Here is a 17,574-nt window from a genome sequence, read left to right as displayed (position 1 = left end):
ATACCATCTGTACTTTGGCTGTTGCCATTTCGCCATGTTTGACGAATTTGCACAATCTCGGCACCCCCTTTGGCAAGCGGCGTCAAAGAATATACGGTAACGGAGTTTAACGCGCGGATTTGCACCCAGGGACACGACAGGCGAAGGCATGAGCCTAGGAATACAAAACAACATCACCGGCCGTGCGCCGCGCATACTGTTCTACAGCCACGATACATTTGGATTGGGGCATCTGCGCCGGTCGCGCGCCCTTGCCGCAGCTATCACGCAAGCCAACCCGCAAGCGTCAGCCCTGATCCTGACCGGGTCACCCGTGGCAGGTCGGTTCACCTTTCCGCGCCGGGTCGACCACGTGCGCCTGCCAGGTGTGACCAAACGTGCCGATGGCTCGTATGCAGCGCGCACCATTGGCATGGGGATCGAAGAGGTAACCGAACTGCGCGCAGGTCTGATCCAGACTGCCGTCCAGCAATTCGACCCCGATATGCTGATCGTCGACAAGGAACCCACCGGTTTTCGTGGGGAGTTGCTACCGACACTGGAACATCTGTTGCATTCGCAACGCACCAAGCTGGTTCTTGGCCTGCGCGACGTGCTGGACGAACCCGAAGTTCTGGCCGCCGAGTGGGAGCGGAAAGAGGCCCTTGCCGCGACCGAGCGCTTCTATCACGAAATCTGGGTTTACGGTCTGCGCTCGATCTATGATCCGACCAAAGGGCTGCCGCTTAGCCACGCGGCGCAATCGCGCACGCATTGGACCGGTTACCTGCGGCGGGATCTTGGCCCTGTAGGCGAGCCACCTGAACAACCCTACATCCTAATCACTCCAGGTGGCGGTGGCGACGGTAAGGCGATGGTGAACCAGGTTCTCTCCGCTTACGAAAAAGACCCTACCCTGTCGCCGCGTGCAGTGTTGGTTTACGGCCCCTTTCTTTCCGGTGAGTTGCGTGAAGAATTCGAGACCCGCGTTGCCGCGTTGAATGGCCGGGTGACCGCCGTGGGGTTCGAATCCCAGATCGAAACGCTATTTGCGGGGGCCGCCGGGGTGGTCTGTATGGGCGGTTACAATACTTTCTGCGAAGTGCTGTCCTTTGACAAACGTGCCGTCATCGTGCCTCGCACGACGCCACGACTAGAACAGTGGATTCGCGCCTCGCGCGCAGAAGGGCTGGGCCTTGTGCGGATGCTGGACGAAAACCGCGACGGGCTGACAGCGGATGCGATGATCGAGGCGATCCGCGACCTGCCGCACCAACCCCTGCCATCGCAGACCATTCAGGACGGGCTGCTGGACGGGTTGGACTATGTCATCGACCGCGTTGACGCGTTGCTAGGCCAGGAACAGGAACGGGCCATCGGATGACCACAGCCCAGCCGAAACTGGCGGTGCTGGTCAAAGGGTGGCCGCGCCTGTCCGAGACGTTCATTGCCCAGGAACTTGTCGCCCTGCAAGAGGCCGGGCACAGCTTTGACATCTGGTCTTTGCGCCATCCGACCGACGTAAAACGGCACCCGCTGCACGACCGGTTTCAGGGTCAGGTGCATTACCTCCCTGAATACCTATACGAAGAACCACAGCGTGTCTGGGCTGCGCGACAGACTGCGCAAACCCTGCCGGGCTATGCCGAGGCCTACCGGGTCTGGCGCGCAGATCTGCGCCGTGATCCGACCCACAACCGCATACGGCGCTTTGGTCAGGCCTGCGTTCTGGCCGCCGAATTACCCGACGTGACACAAGTGGTGTATGCGCATTTCATGCACACCCCATCCTCGGTCGCGCGCTACGCCGCCATCATGCGTGACCTGCCGTGGAGTTTTTCTGCCCACGCCAAGGACATCTGGACATCACCCGAGTGGGAAAAGATCGAAAAACTGCGCACCGACACTCATGGAGCGGCTTTTGGTGCGACCTGCACGGCAATTGGGGCCGACCATCTACGCAGTTTGGCCGACGATCCCGCGCGGGTTGACCTGATCTATCACGGGCTGGATCTGAACCGTTTTCCATCTCCGCCAAACCGTATGCCACGCGCGCCGGACGGGCCATTTAACATGCTCTCGGTCGGTCGTCTGGTCGAGAAAAAGGGCTTTGACCGGCTGATCGACGCGTTTGTCATGCTGCCAGAAACGCTGGACTGGCACTGGACGCACATTGGCGGCGGAACACTTGGCAATGCCTTGCGTGATCGAGCCGACGCCGCTGGCCTGTCGCAACGGATAACGTGGCAAGGCGCTTGTGATCAACCCGAAGTGATCGAAGCAATGCGCAGCGCAGACTTGTTTGTGCTTCCCAGCCGGATCGCCAGTGACGGAGACCGCGACGGGCTACCCAATGTTTTGATGGAGGCCGCTTCACAGCTGTTGCCGATCCTGTCGACGCCGGTATCGGCCATCCCCGAGTTTATTGAAACCGGCACCCACGGCGTCTTGTCCGACGATGATCCTGCCGCATTGGCCAGCGCCATCATCCATCTGGCCGCCGATCCGCAGCAAACTGCTTTGATGGCAAGTGCCGCCTATGATCGTTTGATCGCCGATTTCCGCATGGACCCCGGCATTGCCCGCCTGTCCAAACGACTGCGCGCATTGGGTTCGGACATAGGCTGATGGCACGAGTGGCCTATTACTCCCCGATGAAAGCGCCGGACAGCCCGGTGCCGTCAGGGGATCGCGAAATGGCCCGCAACCTGATGCACGCGATCGCCGCGCAAGAGGATACGGTCGAACTGGCCTCGCGGCTGCGCATCTACGACAAAGCCGGGGACGCGCAGGTGCAGACCGCATTGCGCGCCGAAGCTGACGCCGAGGTGCAACGTCTGCTCGCCGATCTTCCCGCGGACACCGCGCTTTGGGTGACCTATCACAACTATTACAAGGCTCCCGATCTGCTGGGCCCGCGTGTCTGCAAGGCGCGCAACATTCCCTACGTTCAGTTGGAAAGCACCCGCGCAACCAGCCGCCTGACAGGTCCCTGGGCCGGGTTTGCAAAAGCTGCACATGACGCCTGTGATGCGGCGCAGGTGATTTTCTACCACACCTCCAATGACCTGATCACTCTGGAACGGGAACGGTACGGGGATCAAAGCCTTGTGGAACTGCCCCCGTTCCTGCCCCGGTCGGATTTGCCGCCCGCCTCGGGCTGTGAGGGGCCAATGCTGACCGTGGGCATGATGCGGCACGGTGACAAGCTGGCTTCTTATACTCTTCTAGCGCAGGCTCTGGCCTTACTGGACGGCGACTGGTCCCTGGATATTGCGGGGGATGGCCCAGCACGTCCCGAAGTCGAGGTGCTGATGGCGCCGTTCGGATCAAAGATCCGGTTTCTGGGGCAATGTGACCGCGATGCTTTGCAGAAGCTGTACGGTGCGGCCTCGGTACTGTTGTGGCCGGGAGTGAACGAGGCCTATGGCATGATCTATCTTGAGGCGCAGGCCAGCGGTGTGCCTGTTGTAGCGCAGGACCGGCCCGGCGTGCGGGATGTGCTGTCCCCGTCGGACTATCCTTCGGTCGACGCTGGCCCCGAAGGATTGGCCGCACGCCTGCGCACCTTGGTGGATGACCTTTCTTTGCGCCTGTCACTGGGGGCCAAAGCCCGCGCGCGCGTGGCCGAACGTCACCTGATGCCTGCAGCAACCGACCGGTTCTGGCAGGCAACGCGACCTTTGATGGAGGTTCGGTTATGACCCGGCTAGCACTGCTTCGGCACGGTCACACCCATTGGAACCGCGCGGGCCGCATTCAGGGACGCAGTGATATACCGCTGGACGAAGATGCGCGGGCAGAGCTATCCGCTATGCAACTGCCCGCGCCATGGAAGGACGCGGACCTCTGGTCCAGCCCCCTGCTGCGGGCCAGCGAAACCGCCCGTCTGGTCGCGGGACGCGAGCCGCAGACTTCGGACGCGTTGACCGAGATGAACTGGGGTGATTGGGAAGGGTTGCGCGGTGTCGACTTGATTGCGGAACCGGACAGCGGATATTGCCATATCGAAGACTGGAGCTGGGATTTTCGCCCGCCAAACGGTGAAAGCCCAGCTGAGGTCTGGGCCCGTCTACACCCCTGGCTGAACGAGTTGTCGGGCGATACGGTTGCCGTCTGCCACATCGGTATTATGCGGGTCATTCTGGCGCGGGCCTGGGGATGGGATTTCAATGGCCCCGCCCCCTTTAAAATCAAACGCAACCGCATGTATATCGTCGATATGTCGACACTACGTCCCCAGCCCGAACCCGTCCGCCTGATCAGACCAGAGGCATCACAATGAAGGTGATGATCGTTGTCACGCACTTGTTGGGCACTGGGCATCTGAGCCGGGCGCTGACTTTGGGCCGGGCTTTCGTACGGGCCGGGCACGAGACCTTTGTTGTCTCGGGTGGAATGCCGGCACCACAGCTAGACAGCGCGGGCATGACCCTGTTGGGGCTTCCACCGCTGCGTTCGGACGGCACGAATTTCACCCGGCTTTTGACCCAAAGCGATGAAGTGGCCGATGCCGCCTATCTGACATCGCGCGAAACCGCATTGGTCGCAGCCGTGCAGAGTTTCGCACCTGATGTGCTGATCACCGAGCTTTTTCCCTTTGGTCGCCGGTCACTTGCGGCCGAGTTCAATGCCGCCTTGGTGGCCGCCTGGAACTTACCGCGACGGCCGGTCGTTCTGGGCTCGATCCGCGATATTCTAGCCCCGCCATCGAAGGCATCAAAGGCGGAAAGCACGAAAGAGATCGTGTGCCGGTATTACGACGGTATCCTCGTCCATTCAGATCAAAGCGTTGTTCCGCTGGAGGTGAGCTGGCCGGTGACCGATCGATTGCGCTCGCGGTTGTTCTATACCGGTTTTGTTGCGCCCGAGGCGCCTGTGCCGCATCCTGACGCGGTGGGCGATGGCGAAATACTGGTCAGCGCCGGTGGCGGATCTGTGGGCCAGCCGATCTTTCGCGCGGCCATCGAGGCCGCCCAAAAGATACCCAACAGGCGCTGGCGCCTGTTGGTTGGCGGACAAGATGCAAGGGCACGTATTGATCAGCTTTCACAACTCGTAGGCGACGCCCAGGTGACGCTAGAACCGGTGCGCCCCGATTTTCGGCAAATGCTGCCCCACGCGGCGGCCTCGGTCAGTATGTGCGGCTACAACACGGCGCTGGATATTTTGCAATCGGGAACGCCTGCGGTTTTTATCCCGTTCGACGACGGCAAAGAGGTTGAGCAGGGTTTGCGTGGTCAGAGCCTCTCGGACCTGTCGGCCATCGATGTGTTGCCTAGCAAATCCCTTAATGGGGATTCATTAGCACGGGCCGTTGCGTCGGTCATGTCAGATGGCCCACGCCCGGTTTCAGCGCAGGGCTTTGACGGGGCCGCAAGATCGGTCGAGATTGCCGTGAACTTGCGGGAGCAAACAAGATGATGGACTGGCGCCCTTTGGAGGCGGAGTTGGACATCTGGCAGGCGCAGGGCTTGTCGCTGCCGCTGTGGTGGCGGGATGATGACGCCATTTCAAGGACACCGCAGCTTGAAAGGCTGTCAGAGCTGTCACGGTCGCTTGGCCTGTCCGTTCATCTGGCGATCATTCCTCGTGATGCCGATGCCGGGCTGGGCGATTACGTCACGCAGCAGCAGTGGCTGATTCCTGTAGTGCATGGCTGGGCTCATCAAAACCACGCACCGCCTGACGAGAAGAAATCCGAATTCGGGTTGCACCGCCCGCTTGAGGCCATAATCGTCGACGCGCAATCCGGGCTGGAGCGCCTGCTTACTTTGTTCGGAGACGGGCTGTGTCCGATGTTTGTACCGCCCTGGAACCGCATCGCGCCCGAGGTGGTGCAGGAATTACCTGATCTTGGGTATCGCATCGTCTCGACAGCGACACCGCGCAAGACGCGGGAACCTGTCCCAAGGCTGGAGCAGATCAACACCCATCTGGACCCGATTGACTGGCGCGGAACGCGCGGGTTGGTGGCGGCGGACAAGTTGATCATTCAGACAGCAGACCTTTTACGCGACCGGCGTGAGGGACGCGCCGACATTACCGAACCTTTTGGTGTCTTGACCCACCATCTGGTCCATGATCAGGAGATCTGGACCTTTACCCAAGAGCTGCTGAGCCGACTTCTGGACGGCCCCGGTTTTGCCTGGGCAGACCCCACAATACCAACCGGAGACCCCGAATGAGCCGACTGGATTCCATGCTACGCCGCCTGACCGCGCAACGCGACGGGTTGAATTGGGCGGTCGCCCAGATCAGCGACATGGACGGAGATGTTCTGGACATGGGGCTGGGCAACGGTCGCACCTATGACCATTTGCGGGAAATTCTGCCGGACCGGCGGATATGGGTCATGGACCGGGTGCTGCAATGCCATCCGTCCAGCACCCCTCCGGCCGAGGACTTTCTGCAGGGCGAAGCGGAGCCCATGCTTGAAAAGCTTGGTATCGACGGGCCAAAGATCGCGCTGGCCCATTATGATTTTGGACGTGGCATCAAAGAAGACGATGTTGCCGAAGCAGCGCGTCTTAGCCCGCTAATTGCGCGGGTAATGCGGCCCGGCGGGTTGCTGATATCGGGGCAACCTCTAACCGGGTTCGAAGAGATCAAAGGTCCGGATACCATCGCGCCGGACCGGTATCTGTTCTACCGCGCCTGATCAAGCCACGCGCCGTCCACGAGACCACACCCCGTTCAGCGCTGGGGCGCCATGGTGAAGACAGAATCGGATGATATCTGCGCGCGCGCCGCTGCGCAGTTCTCCTCGGTCGTCCAAACCAACAACCTGTGCGGGCGTCCGCGTTACCGTTCGCAGGCCACGGGCCATATTGCCCCATATCTCCCCCAGACGTGTAGCCGACAACAGTAACGCGGCGGGAACATAATCTGAGGAGAGAATGTCGAGATGGCCCAGATCGGCGAGTTCCTGAGCGGCCACATTGCCGGAATGCGACCCGCCCCGGATCAGATTAGGCGCCCCCATCATCACCTTTATCCCGTGTTCGCTGCAGGCGCGTGCGGCCTCGACGGTGGTGGGAAACTCGGCCAGCCGGATGCCGTGTCCTGCCGAGACTCGCACCTGTTCCGGTGTGGTGTCATCATGGCTGGCCAGCATGGCCCCAAACCGCTTGGCGGCCTTGACGGTTTCGACCTCGTGCTTGTCTCCGTTGCGCTTTCGCATTGCCTTGAGGTCCGCGACATGGCGCTGAAACCGTTCGCCCTCCAACCCCAGCTTTCCTTTCAGGTAAATCTCAAGTTTCGACATATCTTGAAACTGACGTTGGCCAGGTGTGTGATCCATCAACGAAACCAGCCCAACCCTATCTTCGGGGCCGAACTCGTTTAACTCCTCGACCAGGGTCTCTGAACACACCTCGGCCCGAAGATGCAGAAAATGGCTGATCTTCAACACGTCTTGTTCCCGTAGTTGCCACAGTTCACGAGACAGTTCGCGGGCGTATCTTCGGTAACGCTGGCCGCTGGGGATTGACCCGACGCGTATCGCATCGAAGACAGTGGTGATCCCGGTGCTGGCCAGCTCGGCATCATGGGCCAAGATGGCCGCCGCATGCGGCCAGTCGACCTTTGGGCGCGGTTGGATATGGCGTTCCAGATTGTCGGTGTGCAGCTCGACCAGACCGGGGCTGACATAGTCACCTTCGCAATCAATCGCGCCAGGGGGAACCGTGCGGCCAGTGGCGATCTCGGCAATCGATTCACCTACGATACGGACGCTGCCGGTGATCGTCTCATCGGCAAGAACAAGCGTGGCATTGGCAAGGATCATTTCTTCTGTCATCTGAACTTCACACGGTCTGAACAAGTGGAAAGGCCGCGCACAGGAGGCCAACGTGACATTCACGCGATACGCGATCTATTTTATGCCCCCGGCGCGGGCGGAATGGACGAAATTCGCCACCAGCTGGCTGGGCTGGGATATGGAGGTCGAAACGCCCATTGCCCACCCGGTGATCAAGGGTGTGGACGTTGCAGCCGTGACCGAGGTGCCGCGCAAATACGGGCTGCATGCGACGATGAAGCCCCCGTTTCGCCTGCGGGATGGGCAGTCGGTTGAATCGTTGCACGACGCCTGCGCGCGGCTTGCGGCCACGCAGGCCCCGGTCGCTCTGGACGGGCTGCAGATCGCCCGATTGGGTCGGTTTCTGGCTTTGCGTCCGGTGGGGGATGAGGTCGCTCTGAACGCGCTGGCTGCCGCCTGTGTGCGCGATCTGGACAGCTTTCGTGCCCTGCCATCGGAGGCTGAACTGCACCGCCGCCGCACCCATGGCCTGAACGCCCTGCAAGAGGCTAACCTGATGCAATGGGGTTATCCGCATGTGATGGAGTCTTTCCGCTTTCACATCACCCTCAGCGGTAAATTGGACAAACCCACGCTGTCGACGGTTGAGGGCGCGCTGCAATCGCACCTTGTTCCCCTGCTGCCCGCGCCCCTTCAAATCAATGATCTGGCTTTGGTGGGCGAGGCAAAGGATGGGCGGTTTCACCTGATCCATCGCTACGTCCTTTCCGGCTGAAGCTGATCGAGAATGGTTTCAACCGTGGCCTCAAGCGGCCCGGAGTTGTCGATCTCGATCACCCGTTTCAGCCCCTCGGGCAAAGGCACTTTGGCACACGCCAACCTTCGTGTCTGCTCAGGTGCGCTCTCACGTCCGCGCATCAACAGGCGTTGCGCCAATACTTCAGGGTCAGCGGTCAGAGAAATCACGATCAGATCGCCAAACACCTCTTGAGCCTGCAACAAGACGGATCGGGACAGATTCACCAATACGGCATCTGCCCTTTGCCGCTGTTTTTCAATGGTGCGGGGCACGCCGTAGAACAGACCATGCGCGGACCAGTGTAGCGTAAAGGCATCCCGCGCAACCATCTGATGAAACTCAGTATCAGACACTCGGTCGAAATCCTCACCCTCTTCGCCCTCGGGTCGCGTGATCACGCGGCGTGCCAAACAAATGCCGATCGCACGGACCACCAACGCCTGCATCACGCTGTCCTTGCCGACGCCTGACGGGCCCACGACCGCTATGACAATGGCAAGGCTCATGCGGCCATTCCAGGTGCAAAGTTGGACAGGTCGACCTGGCGATCACAGACGCGCTTGCGTGCGTCGACATCGTGGAAGATGCCGACAATTGCGGCGCCGCGTGCCTTGGCCTGGGTGATCAGCGCCAGAACCGTCTCGCGGTTCTTTGCATCCAGTGAGGCCGTGGGCTCATCCAGCAACAACGCCGGATAGTCATGCACAAAGCCTCGCGCGATATTCACCCGCTGCTGTTCACCGCCGGAAAATGTCGTAGGGCTTAGGGTCCACAAGCGTTCGGGAATGTTCAGCCGCACCAGCAGATTAGCTGCTTTGTCCAGAGCCACTTGCCGGTCAAATCCGATGGCCAACAGTGGTTCGGCCACAACCTCAAGCGTTGGCACTCGTGGGACGACACGCAGGAATTGGCTGACGTATCCCAGCGTTTCGCGGCGCAGGTTCAAAATCTCACGCGGTTCAGCCTGAGCTACGTCGAGCCCACCAACCAGAACCTGACCGGATGCCGCCAGATAGTTGCCATAGATCACCCGCATCAAAGTCGACTTGCCCACCCCCGACACCCCGGTCAAAGCAACACACTCGCCAGGCATGACTTTCAGCGAAGCGCCTTCCATCACCGGGATCACGGCACCGTTCTGATTGTGCAGGGTAAAGCTTTTGCTGACACCTTTAAGTTCGATCATCGCCTTCCCTTTCACACTTGTAGTACGCTTGAAACCAAGAGCTGCGTATAAGCGTGCTGCGGATCGTCCAATACCTGATCGGTCAACCCGGCCTCAACCACGTGGCCGTCCTTCATCACCATCAACCGATCCGCCAGCAGCCGCACGACGGCCAGATCATGGGTGACGATTATGGCGCTCAGCCCCATCTCGCGCACCAATCCCCGCAGCAGGTCCAGCAAGCGCGCCTGAACCGAGACATCCAGCCCACCGGTCGGTTCATCCATGAACACCAGCCGAGGCCCCGTCACCAGGTTGCGCGCGATCTGCAAGCGCTGCTGCATCCCACCGGAAAACGCGGTGGGGCGGTCATCAATGCGGTCTGTGTCAATCTCGACTCGCCCCAACCAATTCATAGCATCGCCTCGGATCGACCCATAGTGGCGGTTACCCAAGGCCATCAGCCGTTCGCCTATGTTCCCCCCCGCGCTGACCGACATGCGCAAACCGTCGCTTGCATGCTGATGGACAAAGGCCCAATCCGTTCGCCCCAGCATCCGGCGTTCGGGTTCCGACATGGTCACTGTGTCCATCGGACCATCCGTGCGCGTGTCAAAGATCACCTGCCCCGTGTCCGGCTCCAGATAACCTGCCAGACAGTTCAGCAATGTTGTCTTGCCTGAGCCGCTTTCGCCAACAATGCCCATCACCTCGCTGGGATAGAGATCGAAACTGACTCCCGTACAGCCGATTCGTGCACCATATGTCTTGGTGATGTCCTGAACGCTTAGCAGGGGTGTCATAACCGTCACCTCGGATCGTAGGCAAACTCGATCCGGTTGCCGCCGGGTTCCCGGATCATGAAATGGATTTTCGGACCCGCGCCGGATGGCTCTGGCGCGAATTCGACCATAACCCCTGGCCAGTCCTTGATGGCATCGAATACGGTGTTCAGCGCGGCCTCGTCCGGCACTTTGAATGCCACGTGATGCAGACCCACATTTGCGTGCCGATCGAACCCGCGCCGGTTGTCACCCTTCTGCTGCCACAGGGTCAGCACGGCGGCACCGTTGCTGATAAAAGCCGAGGGGTACTCCGGCTTGCCACCCACCACGTCCCAGCCTAACCCGTCGACAAAGAACCCTTTCGAGGCGTCCAGATCAGCGACCGTCAGGCCAAGGTGATCAATTCCCAATACATTCTGCCGCATCATATCTCGTCTTCCTTGCTTAATCGCCCTTGGCTCCCCCGCGCGCGTCGCGTGCGGCAGTAATCCGTGTCGGAACAGACAAACATCCGGTTGCCTGCATCATCCATGATTACCTCGTCCAGATAACTGTCCTCTGCCCCGCACAGGTCGCAGGCATGATCGGCCTTGGTGGGTTCGAACGGGTAATCTTCGAAATCCAGGCTCACCACTTTGGTATGCGGCGGCAGCGCATAGATGCGTTGTTCCCGCCCAGCCCCGAACAGCTGGATCGCGTCCATTTCCAGCTTCGGGTTGTCGAATTTCGGGATCGGCGACGGATCCATCACATAACGCCCCGAGACCTTTACCGGATAGGCATATGCGGTCGAGATCGCACCGTGTTGGCTGATATCCTCGTACAATTTCACATGCATCAGGCCATATTCCTCAAGACTGTGCATCTTGCGGGTCTCGGTCTCGCGCGGTTCGAGAAAACGCAGGGGTTCAGGGATCGGTACCTGATACACAAGGATCTGATCCTCAGTCAGTTTTGCTTCGGGGATGCGATGGCGTGTCTGGATAACAGTTGCCTTCGCGGTTTCCTCGGTTGTCGCCACCCCTGCGGTGTTTTCAAAGAACTTGCGGATCGAGACGGCGTTGGTGGTGTCATCGGCCCCCTGGTCAATCACTTTGAGCGTATCGTCCGGCGTCAATGTTGCAGCCGACACCTGCACGCCGCCCGTTCCCCAGCCATAGGGCATGGGCATCTCACGGCTGGCAAAAGGTACCTGATATCCCGGAACAGCCAGAGCCTTGAGGATAGCTCGGCGGATCATCCGCTTGGTCTGCTCGTCCAAATATGCAAAGTTGTACTCATTCATTTTGAAGTATCACTTTGTGTTTTGGTAATTTTATGGACGTTTTTGTATGTGGAGCGGTCTTTTTGGCCATTATGTTTTATCTCATCCTGCATATCCGCCATTCCAGACGGCGACGAGAATCGATGCTGCGGGACAAGGCCGGTATTTGGAAAGCAATCGGTGCCCCTGACCTTGGCGATCACAGGGTGAAGGACACGGAGTAGGAGCAATAAACCGCTTATCCGCTGTGCGTTGGTTGGGCTCATTCGGCTGCCTCCTGCGGTGTAGTCCTCGCCTCGGCGTCGCGCCGCAGCTTGCGGACCAATTCCAGTTCGGACTGAAAATCCACGTAATGCGGCAGCTTGATATGTTCGAGGAACCCGGTCGCTTGAATGTTGTCCGCATGGCTCAGGACAAATTCCTCGTCCTGCGCAGGGGCGCCCAGATTGTCTTCTCCCAATTCCTGCCAGCGTAACGCGCGGTCGACCAAAGCCATGGCGATTGATTTGCGTTCCGACTGGCCAAAGACCAGACCATAACCGCGCGTGAACTGGGGTGGTTCGGTCTTGGAGCCCTTGAACTGGTTCACCGTCTCGCATTCGGTCAATTCCACCTCGCCGATTTCGATGGCAAAGCCCAACTCGGGAATATCCATCTCGACCGCGACTTTGCCGATGCGCAATTCGCCGACAAAGGCGTGGTTGCGGGCGTAACCGCGCTGGGTTGAATAGGCCATGCCCAACACAAACCCCTCATCCCCGCGGGCCAGCGATTGCAAGCGCAGGGGGCGTCCGGCCGGAAACTCCATCGGTTGCCGAGTCAGATCAGCCGGAGCGTCGTCACTTGCGGGTTCATCTTGAATGATATCCTCATCCTTCAGAAAGTCGGCGATATGAGGAACCGGGTCTGTGCGTGGCTGACCTTTGGGTGAGGGCGGAACCTCGCCCTCGGCAGCCAGTTTGAAATCCAGCAAACGATGTGTGTAATCAAAGGTCGGACCCAGCACCTGTCCGCCCGGCGCATCCTTGAACGTGGCCGAGATTCGGCGGTCGCAGGCCATACGGTCTGTTTTAACCGGGTTGGTATACCCGAACCGGGGCAAGGTGGTGCGATAGGCACGGATCAGGAAAATCGCCTCGATCAAATCGCCGCGCGCTTGCTTGATGGCTAGAGCAGCCAGATCGGGGTCGAACAAAGACCCTTCGGCCATTACCCGGTTTACCGCAAGGCTCAGCTGTTCACGGATCTGCGCGATGCTGAGTTCAGCAACATCGGTCGCCCCGCGCCGTTCCTCGGCCAGCCAGGCATGGGCGTTTTCGATGGCCTTCTCACCACCTTTTACAGCCACATACATCGACTAACCCTCTGCCTTGATCTGCGTGCTCCGCGGCAACGCCGCGACTTTGTCACCGCAGGTGAAGAAAAAATCACATCCCAATGGATACAGCGCCGCATTGGTTTGAAGCATCGGAATATCCGGTAGTGACAGACGGGCGACGCCCTTGATCCCCGGCCCCGTCAGCATTGCCCCCGCTTGATTCAGGTCGTCACATTCCACGATCAGCGTCGCTGAACGGTCAGGATACTCAGGCGTTCCAATGCGGAACTGCCCCAAGGGCATCAGCGCTTGCCACGTTCCGATTGCGAAGTCAGCCTGGTCCGCTGTCACAAGCGGCGCGCCGGTGTGAAAGGTCAACCATTGCCGCACCACATTCGTATCAACCTCACCCGCCAAAAACACACTGGTGTCTGGGTCGCAAAGCGTCAGCAGCAACGTCCCCGCCACCACGGACAAGGGCGCGGGTGGGTGAGTGCCGATGATCCGGCGGATCTCACCCGGGCGCGCCATGACCGTCATCGCGGCACGAAAAGCATGGGCCGCTTCAATTGGTGCGTTCTGGAACCCGCCTGAAAATTGGTTTTGCACGATCATCAGTCTTCACCTCGCACCATCGTAAAAAACTCGACCTTGGTGGCCGCGGCCTTGGCGGCGCGGGTTGTTTTGGCTGTCTGCATCTGTTGACCAAGCGGAGCGATCACCCGCGCACGAACGTCTCCGGCGGCGTCGGTTTGCATCAACGCATCAACCAGCGCCGCTTTTTCCGCTTTTCGCTTGGAACGCCCCTGCACATAGCCATGGCCAACTGTTCCGTCCTGCAACGCGAGCGAACAGCGCGTGATCGTCATTTCACCCAGATTAAATGGCGCGCCTGTGCCGCCGATCCGTCCGCGCACCATCACACCACCTACTTCGGGGTGACGGATCCATTGAAAGCGCGGAAGCGCGCCAATTTCATCCAACAACGCAATCAGTTCTTCTTCTGGAGCGCGGGCCAGCAAACCCATCCATTCCTGACGCGCAGCATTCCCGGTTTTTGTTTGATCGGTCATCAAACCTCCTTGGCCAGGTTGTCTACATGAACTATACAACTAGACAAATATTACACCCCTCGCGGAGAACCCGCAATCCGCGACCCCGTTAAAGTTTGGTGCCATGAGTAAAACGCCTGTCTGGAAAAGCATTGCGCTCAGCCTAACCTCGGACATAGCCGAGGGGCGATACAATACCGGTGACCGGTTGCCGACCGAGGCGCAATTGGCGGCGCAACATGGTGTCAATCGGCATACGGTACGGCGCGCGCTGTCGGACATGGCCGAACAAGGTCTGGTCCGCCCACGGCGCGGGTCAGGCGTTTTTGTGGCCTCGCGCCCGACCGATTATCCAATTGGCAAACGGGTGAGATACCACAAAAGCATATCGGCCAGCGGTAAGATGCCGGGCAAGACAATCCTGTCGTTGACCACCCGCGCGGCAGATGAAACCGAAGCCGAAGCTCTGCAGCTTACCCCCGGAGACACGGTTCACGTGTATGACGGCCTGTCTCTGGCCGATGGCCAGCCCATCGGCCTATTTCAGAGCGTCTTTCCGGCCGATCGTCTGCCCGACATCCTGACTGCGCTGCAAGACACGCGATCCGTGACCAAGGCACTGCAACGCTGTGGCGTCGCAGACTACACCCGTGTGTCTACCCGCCTGACCGCGCGGGCTGCCACGGCGACACAGGGTTTGCATCTGCAACTGTCGCAAGGCGCTCCGGTGCTGTTCTCGACGGGGATCAATGCCGATCTAAACGGCGTACCGGTCGAATTCGGGCGCACGGTTTTTGCAGGAGAGCGGGTTACCCTGACCCTGAATAACGATTGAGCACCGGAGGCTCTCGCCCGTCTTCGACCTCCTTGCGGAGGCCTCATCCCGTTGGGCGTAGCGCCGCGCTGCGCGTGGCGCCGGGCCCAAAGCCGCCAGGGGGTATCGGCACAGCCCATGCGCCAGCGGGTGCGGGAGTGGTTCCGCTCTTTGACATGACTGCTCCTAAAATGCTCAAGCACTCCTGCAACGCGGTGAAAGTTTTGTAACGTTTGGCAAACCGCGGGGGCTACCCTTTGCAATGCAGCGCAGGTATACGCGACCGCGACTCTTCAGCTGACACGAGGCCACCATGAGCTTTGACCGCACCATCAAGATCGCCCCGTCGATCCTATCCGCCGATTTCGCCAATTTCGGGCAAGAGATTCAGGCGATCGAGGCCCAGGGCGCGGATTGGGTCCATGTCGACGTTATGGACGGCCATTTCGTCCCGAACCTGACCTTTGGCCCACCCGCCGTCAAAGCATTCCGCCCGCACGTCAAAACGGTGATGGATGTCCACCTGATGATCGCGCCGGTTGATCCTTATATTCAAGCTTATGCCGATGCAGGTGCCGATATCCTTACAGCGCATATCGAGGCCGGTCCGCACACCCACCGTACGATGCAAGCCATTCGTGCAGCCGGGATGAAGGCAGGGGTTGCGCTGAATCCCGGCACGCCAGCCGAAGCCGTCGAGCATCTTCTGGACCTGACCGATTTGGTCTGCGTCATGACCGTGAACCCCGGCTTCGGCGGTCAGAAATTTATCGACATGACCAGCAAAGTCCGCAAACTGCGTCAGATGATCGGTGACCGCCCCGTGCATATCGAGATCGACGGCGGTGTTGACCCGAAAACAGCCCCGTTGGTTGCAGCCGCAGGGGCTGACGTGCTGGTCGCAGGATCAGCCGTCTTCAAGGGTGGATCAGTTGAAAGCTCCGGTGTCTATGGCGACAATATTCGCGCCGTACGGGCTGCCGCAGAATCCGCGGTTTAGGCCATCTGTAATCTGGCGGTTTGCAGAAACCGCGAAATCTCGAGCCCAAGGCTGGCTTCGATTGAAATTGCCAGATCTGGCTGTTTTTGCAGTTCCGCAGTCAGATCGGACATGTTCCATTCGATCACCCGTGACGGTTTAAGGGCTGTCACGGTCACCGGCGCGGTAAAGCCCTGATCTTTGGCCAGAAAGGCCGTCCCGCCAAGGAACCGGCCTTCGCCCAGCGTGTCTACTCGGTCTCCGCTCATCTCAACACCGATTTCCCCATCCACGATAAGCGATAGGCTGTGTACCGGGCTACCTTGCGTTAACAGATTGGTTCCAACCGGAACTGTTTTTGCAACTCCCATTCTCAGCAGGTCATATGCGTCCCGCTCCGAGAAATTGCGCAAAGCGATTTCATAGAGGTGTCTTTGCATATCGGTAAATGGCACCGGGCGTCGTTCCAGCAACAAACGCACAATCCAAAAGATGTTGATACCGGTGAAAAACAGGTTCCACCCGATCGGGGCCCACAGCGGCGCGGGTTGCAGATAGTAATAGGGCAGCAGGATCATCGCGCCAATCACCGACAGAACACGCAGCCAGAAAATATCCCTGACCGAGTAAGAAATTAGGTAAAAGACATTCGCCGCATTTACCAAAAGGTCCAAACCCACCATGCCCTACCTCATCAGTTTTGCGCGCTGACCGGGGCCAGGCGCGCTTTACAGGTGCAAGTTGAGTTTAGCAGCCGCTGTTAGGTGGGCTAGAGCGTTGCCTCCGGCCTATTACTTTTCCACCCGGAATCTTTCAGGTTTCTCTGAAAGACAGGTTATGTGGCTTACTTTCTGCTGCGGACGTGGCAGGTGCGATCTGGTGCCCGTCTCAGGATCATCGGCGCTCAGGATTGCGGCTTGCATGTCGCCCAGATCGGTGCTGTGCAGGATACGCGTGCTGTAGTGTACGAACGGAAGTCCAAACATGATTTACCCCAAACTCTGATTTTCTGACACCAACCCCTGCGGGTCTCCCGCCGTTTGCTTAGAGTGCAAACATGGGGTCACTTCTTTGCGTTGAAGTGGAGGTAAAATTAAACCGCCAAAACGACCGCAGATCTTGCCTCGAAAATAGCAATTGCCAAGCAGGTCATCTTGTGACCATGAACAGCCGCATCAAACATCTAAATGAGAATGCCCCATGATTGAACGCATCGACACCGGCGAACGGTCCTCGAAAATCGTAAAACACAACGGCGTGGCCTACCTGACCGGACAAGTCGCCGAGGGTGACACTATTCAGGAACAAGTCCGAATTTGCCTCGAAAAAATCGATGCCCTGCTCGTACAAGCCGGGTCATCACGTGAAAATATGTTGCGTGTTACGATCTGGCTGGCCGATATGAAGGACTTTGCCGGATTGAACGAGGTCTGGAATGCCTGGGTTCCGAAAGGTCACGCACCGGCCCGCGCCTGCGGGGAAGCCAAGCTGGCACGCCCCGAACTGAAAGTGGAATTTATCGTGGATGCTGCTTACGATTAAGCCTTCGGCAAAGGCAGTTTGCGCGCATTAGCATACATCCAAGCAAAAAGGGCGTCCCTTGGGACGCCCTTTCTTTGAGTATTGGCATAAGCGCCTTACTCGATGATTTTCGACA

Annotated in this window: 23 protein-coding genes; 11 read left to right on the top strand and 12 right to left on the bottom strand. The window is 59.2% G+C overall.

The window, feature by feature from the left end; genetic code table 11:
- Positions 1-148 precede the first annotated feature (148 nt).
- The 7 genes from GOX21_RS17975 to GOX21_RS17945 are packed head-to-tail and all read left to right on the top strand — an operon-like array spanning position 149 to position 6,640.
- Positions 149-1,363, top strand: a complete 1,215-nt coding sequence (locus tag GOX21_RS17975; RefSeq protein ID WP_170351804.1) for a glycosyltransferase family protein — start codon at positions 149-151, stop codon at positions 1,361-1,363.
- Positions 1,360-2,607, top strand: a complete 1,248-nt coding sequence (locus GOX21_RS17970) for a glycosyltransferase family 4 protein (protein WP_170378908.1) — start codon at positions 1,360-1,362, stop codon at positions 2,605-2,607. Before GOX21_RS17975 ends, GOX21_RS17970 begins: the two co-directional genes overlap by 4 nt.
- Entirely contained in the window at positions 2,607-3,683 is a 1,077-nt protein-coding gene (locus tag GOX21_RS17965; RefSeq protein ID WP_170378906.1) for a glycosyltransferase family 4 protein, read from the top strand. The genes GOX21_RS17970 and GOX21_RS17965 overlap by 1 nt, the downstream gene beginning before the upstream one ends.
- A complete protein-coding gene (locus tag GOX21_RS17960) occupies positions 3,680-4,264 on the top strand; it encodes a histidine phosphatase family protein (protein WP_170378904.1) in 585 nt (194 codons plus the stop codon). The genes GOX21_RS17965 and GOX21_RS17960 overlap by 4 nt, the downstream gene beginning before the upstream one ends.
- The gene (locus tag GOX21_RS17955; protein WP_170378900.1) at positions 4,261-5,403 is read left to right on the top strand and encodes a glycosyltransferase family protein; all 1,143 of its coding nucleotides are present in this window, start codon (positions 4,261-4,263) and stop codon (positions 5,401-5,403) included. The genes GOX21_RS17960 and GOX21_RS17955 overlap by 4 nt, the downstream gene beginning before the upstream one ends.
- A complete protein-coding gene (locus GOX21_RS17950) occupies positions 5,400-6,167 on the top strand; it encodes a polysaccharide deacetylase family protein (protein WP_170378898.1) in 768 nt (255 codons plus the stop codon). The genes GOX21_RS17955 and GOX21_RS17950 overlap by 4 nt, the downstream gene beginning before the upstream one ends.
- The gene (locus tag GOX21_RS17945; protein WP_170362481.1) at positions 6,164-6,640 is read left to right on the top strand and encodes a class I SAM-dependent methyltransferase; all 477 of its coding nucleotides are present in this window, start codon (positions 6,164-6,166) and stop codon (positions 6,638-6,640) included. Before GOX21_RS17950 ends, GOX21_RS17945 begins: the two co-directional genes overlap by 4 nt.
- On the opposite strand, the gene GOX21_RS17940 is transcribed toward GOX21_RS17945, so the two are convergent.
- Positions 6,641-7,780 carry an alpha-D-ribose 1-methylphosphonate 5-triphosphate diphosphatase gene (locus tag GOX21_RS17940; protein ID WP_170362482.1) on the bottom strand — a complete coding sequence of 380 codons (1,140 nt, stop codon included), beginning with the start codon at positions 7,778-7,780 and terminating at the stop codon, positions 6,641-6,643.
- 52 nt (positions 7,781-7,832) lie between these two features.
- Here GOX21_RS17940 and GOX21_RS17935 point away from each other — a divergent pair, with 52 nt between their 5' ends.
- Positions 7,833-8,516 carry a DUF1045 domain-containing protein gene (locus tag GOX21_RS17935; protein WP_170378896.1) on the top strand — a complete coding sequence of 228 codons (684 nt, stop codon included), beginning with the start codon at positions 7,833-7,835 and terminating at the stop codon, positions 8,514-8,516.
- Here GOX21_RS17935 and phnN read toward each other — a convergent pair.
- The 9 genes from phnN to phnG are packed head-to-tail and all read right to left on the bottom strand — an operon-like array spanning position 8,498 to position 14,145.
- Positions 8,498-9,046: a phosphonate metabolism protein/1,5-bisphosphokinase (PRPP-forming) PhnN gene (phnN, locus tag GOX21_RS17930; protein ID WP_170378894.1), complete on the bottom strand. Its 549-nt coding sequence runs from the start codon at positions 9,044-9,046 to the stop codon at positions 8,498-8,500. The two genes, GOX21_RS17935 and phnN, sit on opposite strands and share 19 nt — an antisense overlap.
- Positions 9,043-9,726, bottom strand: a complete 684-nt coding sequence (gene phnL, locus GOX21_RS17925) for a phosphonate C-P lyase system protein PhnL (RefSeq protein ID WP_170378892.1) — start codon at positions 9,724-9,726, stop codon at positions 9,043-9,045. The genes phnN and phnL overlap by 4 nt, the downstream gene beginning before the upstream one ends.
- Positions 9,727-9,737: 11 nt before the next feature.
- The gene (gene phnK / locus GOX21_RS17920) at positions 9,738-10,508 is read right to left on the bottom strand and encodes a phosphonate C-P lyase system protein PhnK (RefSeq protein WP_170378890.1); all 771 of its coding nucleotides are present in this window, start codon (positions 10,506-10,508) and stop codon (positions 9,738-9,740) included.
- A gap of 5 nt (positions 10,509-10,513) precedes the next feature.
- On the bottom strand, positions 10,514-10,918 hold the full coding sequence (locus GOX21_RS17915) for a VOC family protein (RefSeq protein WP_254428609.1): 405 nt from the start codon (positions 10,916-10,918) through the stop codon (positions 10,514-10,516).
- Entirely contained in the window at positions 10,915-11,775 is an 861-nt protein-coding gene (locus tag GOX21_RS17910; protein ID WP_170378888.1) for an alpha-D-ribose 1-methylphosphonate 5-phosphate C-P-lyase PhnJ, read from the bottom strand. Before GOX21_RS17910 ends, GOX21_RS17915 begins: the two co-directional genes overlap by 4 nt.
- A complete protein-coding gene (locus GOX21_RS17905; protein ID WP_170378886.1) occupies positions 11,772-12,020 on the bottom strand; it encodes a hypothetical protein in 249 nt (82 codons plus the stop codon). The genes GOX21_RS17910 and GOX21_RS17905 overlap by 4 nt, the downstream gene beginning before the upstream one ends.
- On the bottom strand, positions 12,017-13,108 hold the full coding sequence (locus GOX21_RS17900) for a carbon-phosphorus lyase complex subunit PhnI (RefSeq protein ID WP_170378884.1): 1,092 nt from the start codon (positions 13,106-13,108) through the stop codon (positions 12,017-12,019). The genes GOX21_RS17905 and GOX21_RS17900 overlap by 4 nt, the downstream gene beginning before the upstream one ends.
- 3 nt (positions 13,109-13,111) lie before the next feature.
- Positions 13,112-13,687 carry a phosphonate C-P lyase system protein PhnH gene (phnH, locus tag GOX21_RS17895; RefSeq protein ID WP_170378882.1) on the bottom strand — a complete coding sequence of 192 codons (576 nt, stop codon included), beginning with the start codon at positions 13,685-13,687 and terminating at the stop codon, positions 13,112-13,114.
- Positions 13,687-14,145 carry a phosphonate C-P lyase system protein PhnG gene (phnG, locus tag GOX21_RS17890; RefSeq protein ID WP_170378880.1) on the bottom strand — a complete coding sequence of 153 codons (459 nt, stop codon included), beginning with the start codon at positions 14,143-14,145 and terminating at the stop codon, positions 13,687-13,689. Before phnG ends, phnH begins: the two co-directional genes overlap by 1 nt.
- 103 nt (positions 14,146-14,248) lie before the next feature.
- Between phnG and phnF the strand changes: the two genes are divergently transcribed.
- Together phnF and rpe are read left to right on the top strand one after the other, a co-directional pair.
- The gene (gene phnF, locus GOX21_RS17885) at positions 14,249-14,959 is read left to right on the top strand and encodes a phosphonate metabolism transcriptional regulator PhnF (protein ID WP_170378878.1); all 711 of its coding nucleotides are present in this window, start codon (positions 14,249-14,251) and stop codon (positions 14,957-14,959) included.
- 292 nt (positions 14,960-15,251) lie between these two features.
- Positions 15,252-15,938, top strand: a complete 687-nt coding sequence (rpe, locus tag GOX21_RS17880; protein WP_170351822.1) for a ribulose-phosphate 3-epimerase — start codon at positions 15,252-15,254, stop codon at positions 15,936-15,938.
- On the opposite strand, the gene GOX21_RS17875 is transcribed toward rpe, so the two are convergent.
- A complete protein-coding gene (locus tag GOX21_RS17875) occupies positions 15,935-16,600 on the bottom strand; it encodes a Crp/Fnr family transcriptional regulator (RefSeq protein WP_170351823.1) in 666 nt (221 codons plus the stop codon). The genes rpe and GOX21_RS17875 overlap by 4 nt on opposite strands.
- A 108-nt stretch (positions 16,601-16,708) precedes the next feature.
- Positions 16,709-16,903 carry a hypothetical protein gene (locus GOX21_RS17870; RefSeq protein ID WP_170378877.1) on the bottom strand — a complete coding sequence of 65 codons (195 nt, stop codon included), beginning with the start codon at positions 16,901-16,903 and terminating at the stop codon, positions 16,709-16,711.
- A gap of 214 nt (positions 16,904-17,117) precedes the next feature.
- Between GOX21_RS17870 and GOX21_RS17865 the strand changes: the two genes are divergently transcribed.
- Complete coding sequence (locus GOX21_RS17865) at positions 17,118-17,459, top strand: RidA family protein (RefSeq protein ID WP_170351824.1); 342 nt, start codon at positions 17,118-17,120, stop codon at positions 17,457-17,459.
- The last annotated feature ends 115 nt before the right edge of the window (positions 17,460-17,574 follow it).

Origin of the sequence: Ruegeria atlantica, assembly GCF_013032005.1 — a bacterium.
Taxonomy (GTDB): Bacteria; Pseudomonadota; Alphaproteobacteria; order Rhodobacterales; family Rhodobacteraceae; genus Ruegeria; species Ruegeria atlantica_A.
This window is presented reverse-complemented; position numbering and strand designations above follow the sequence as displayed.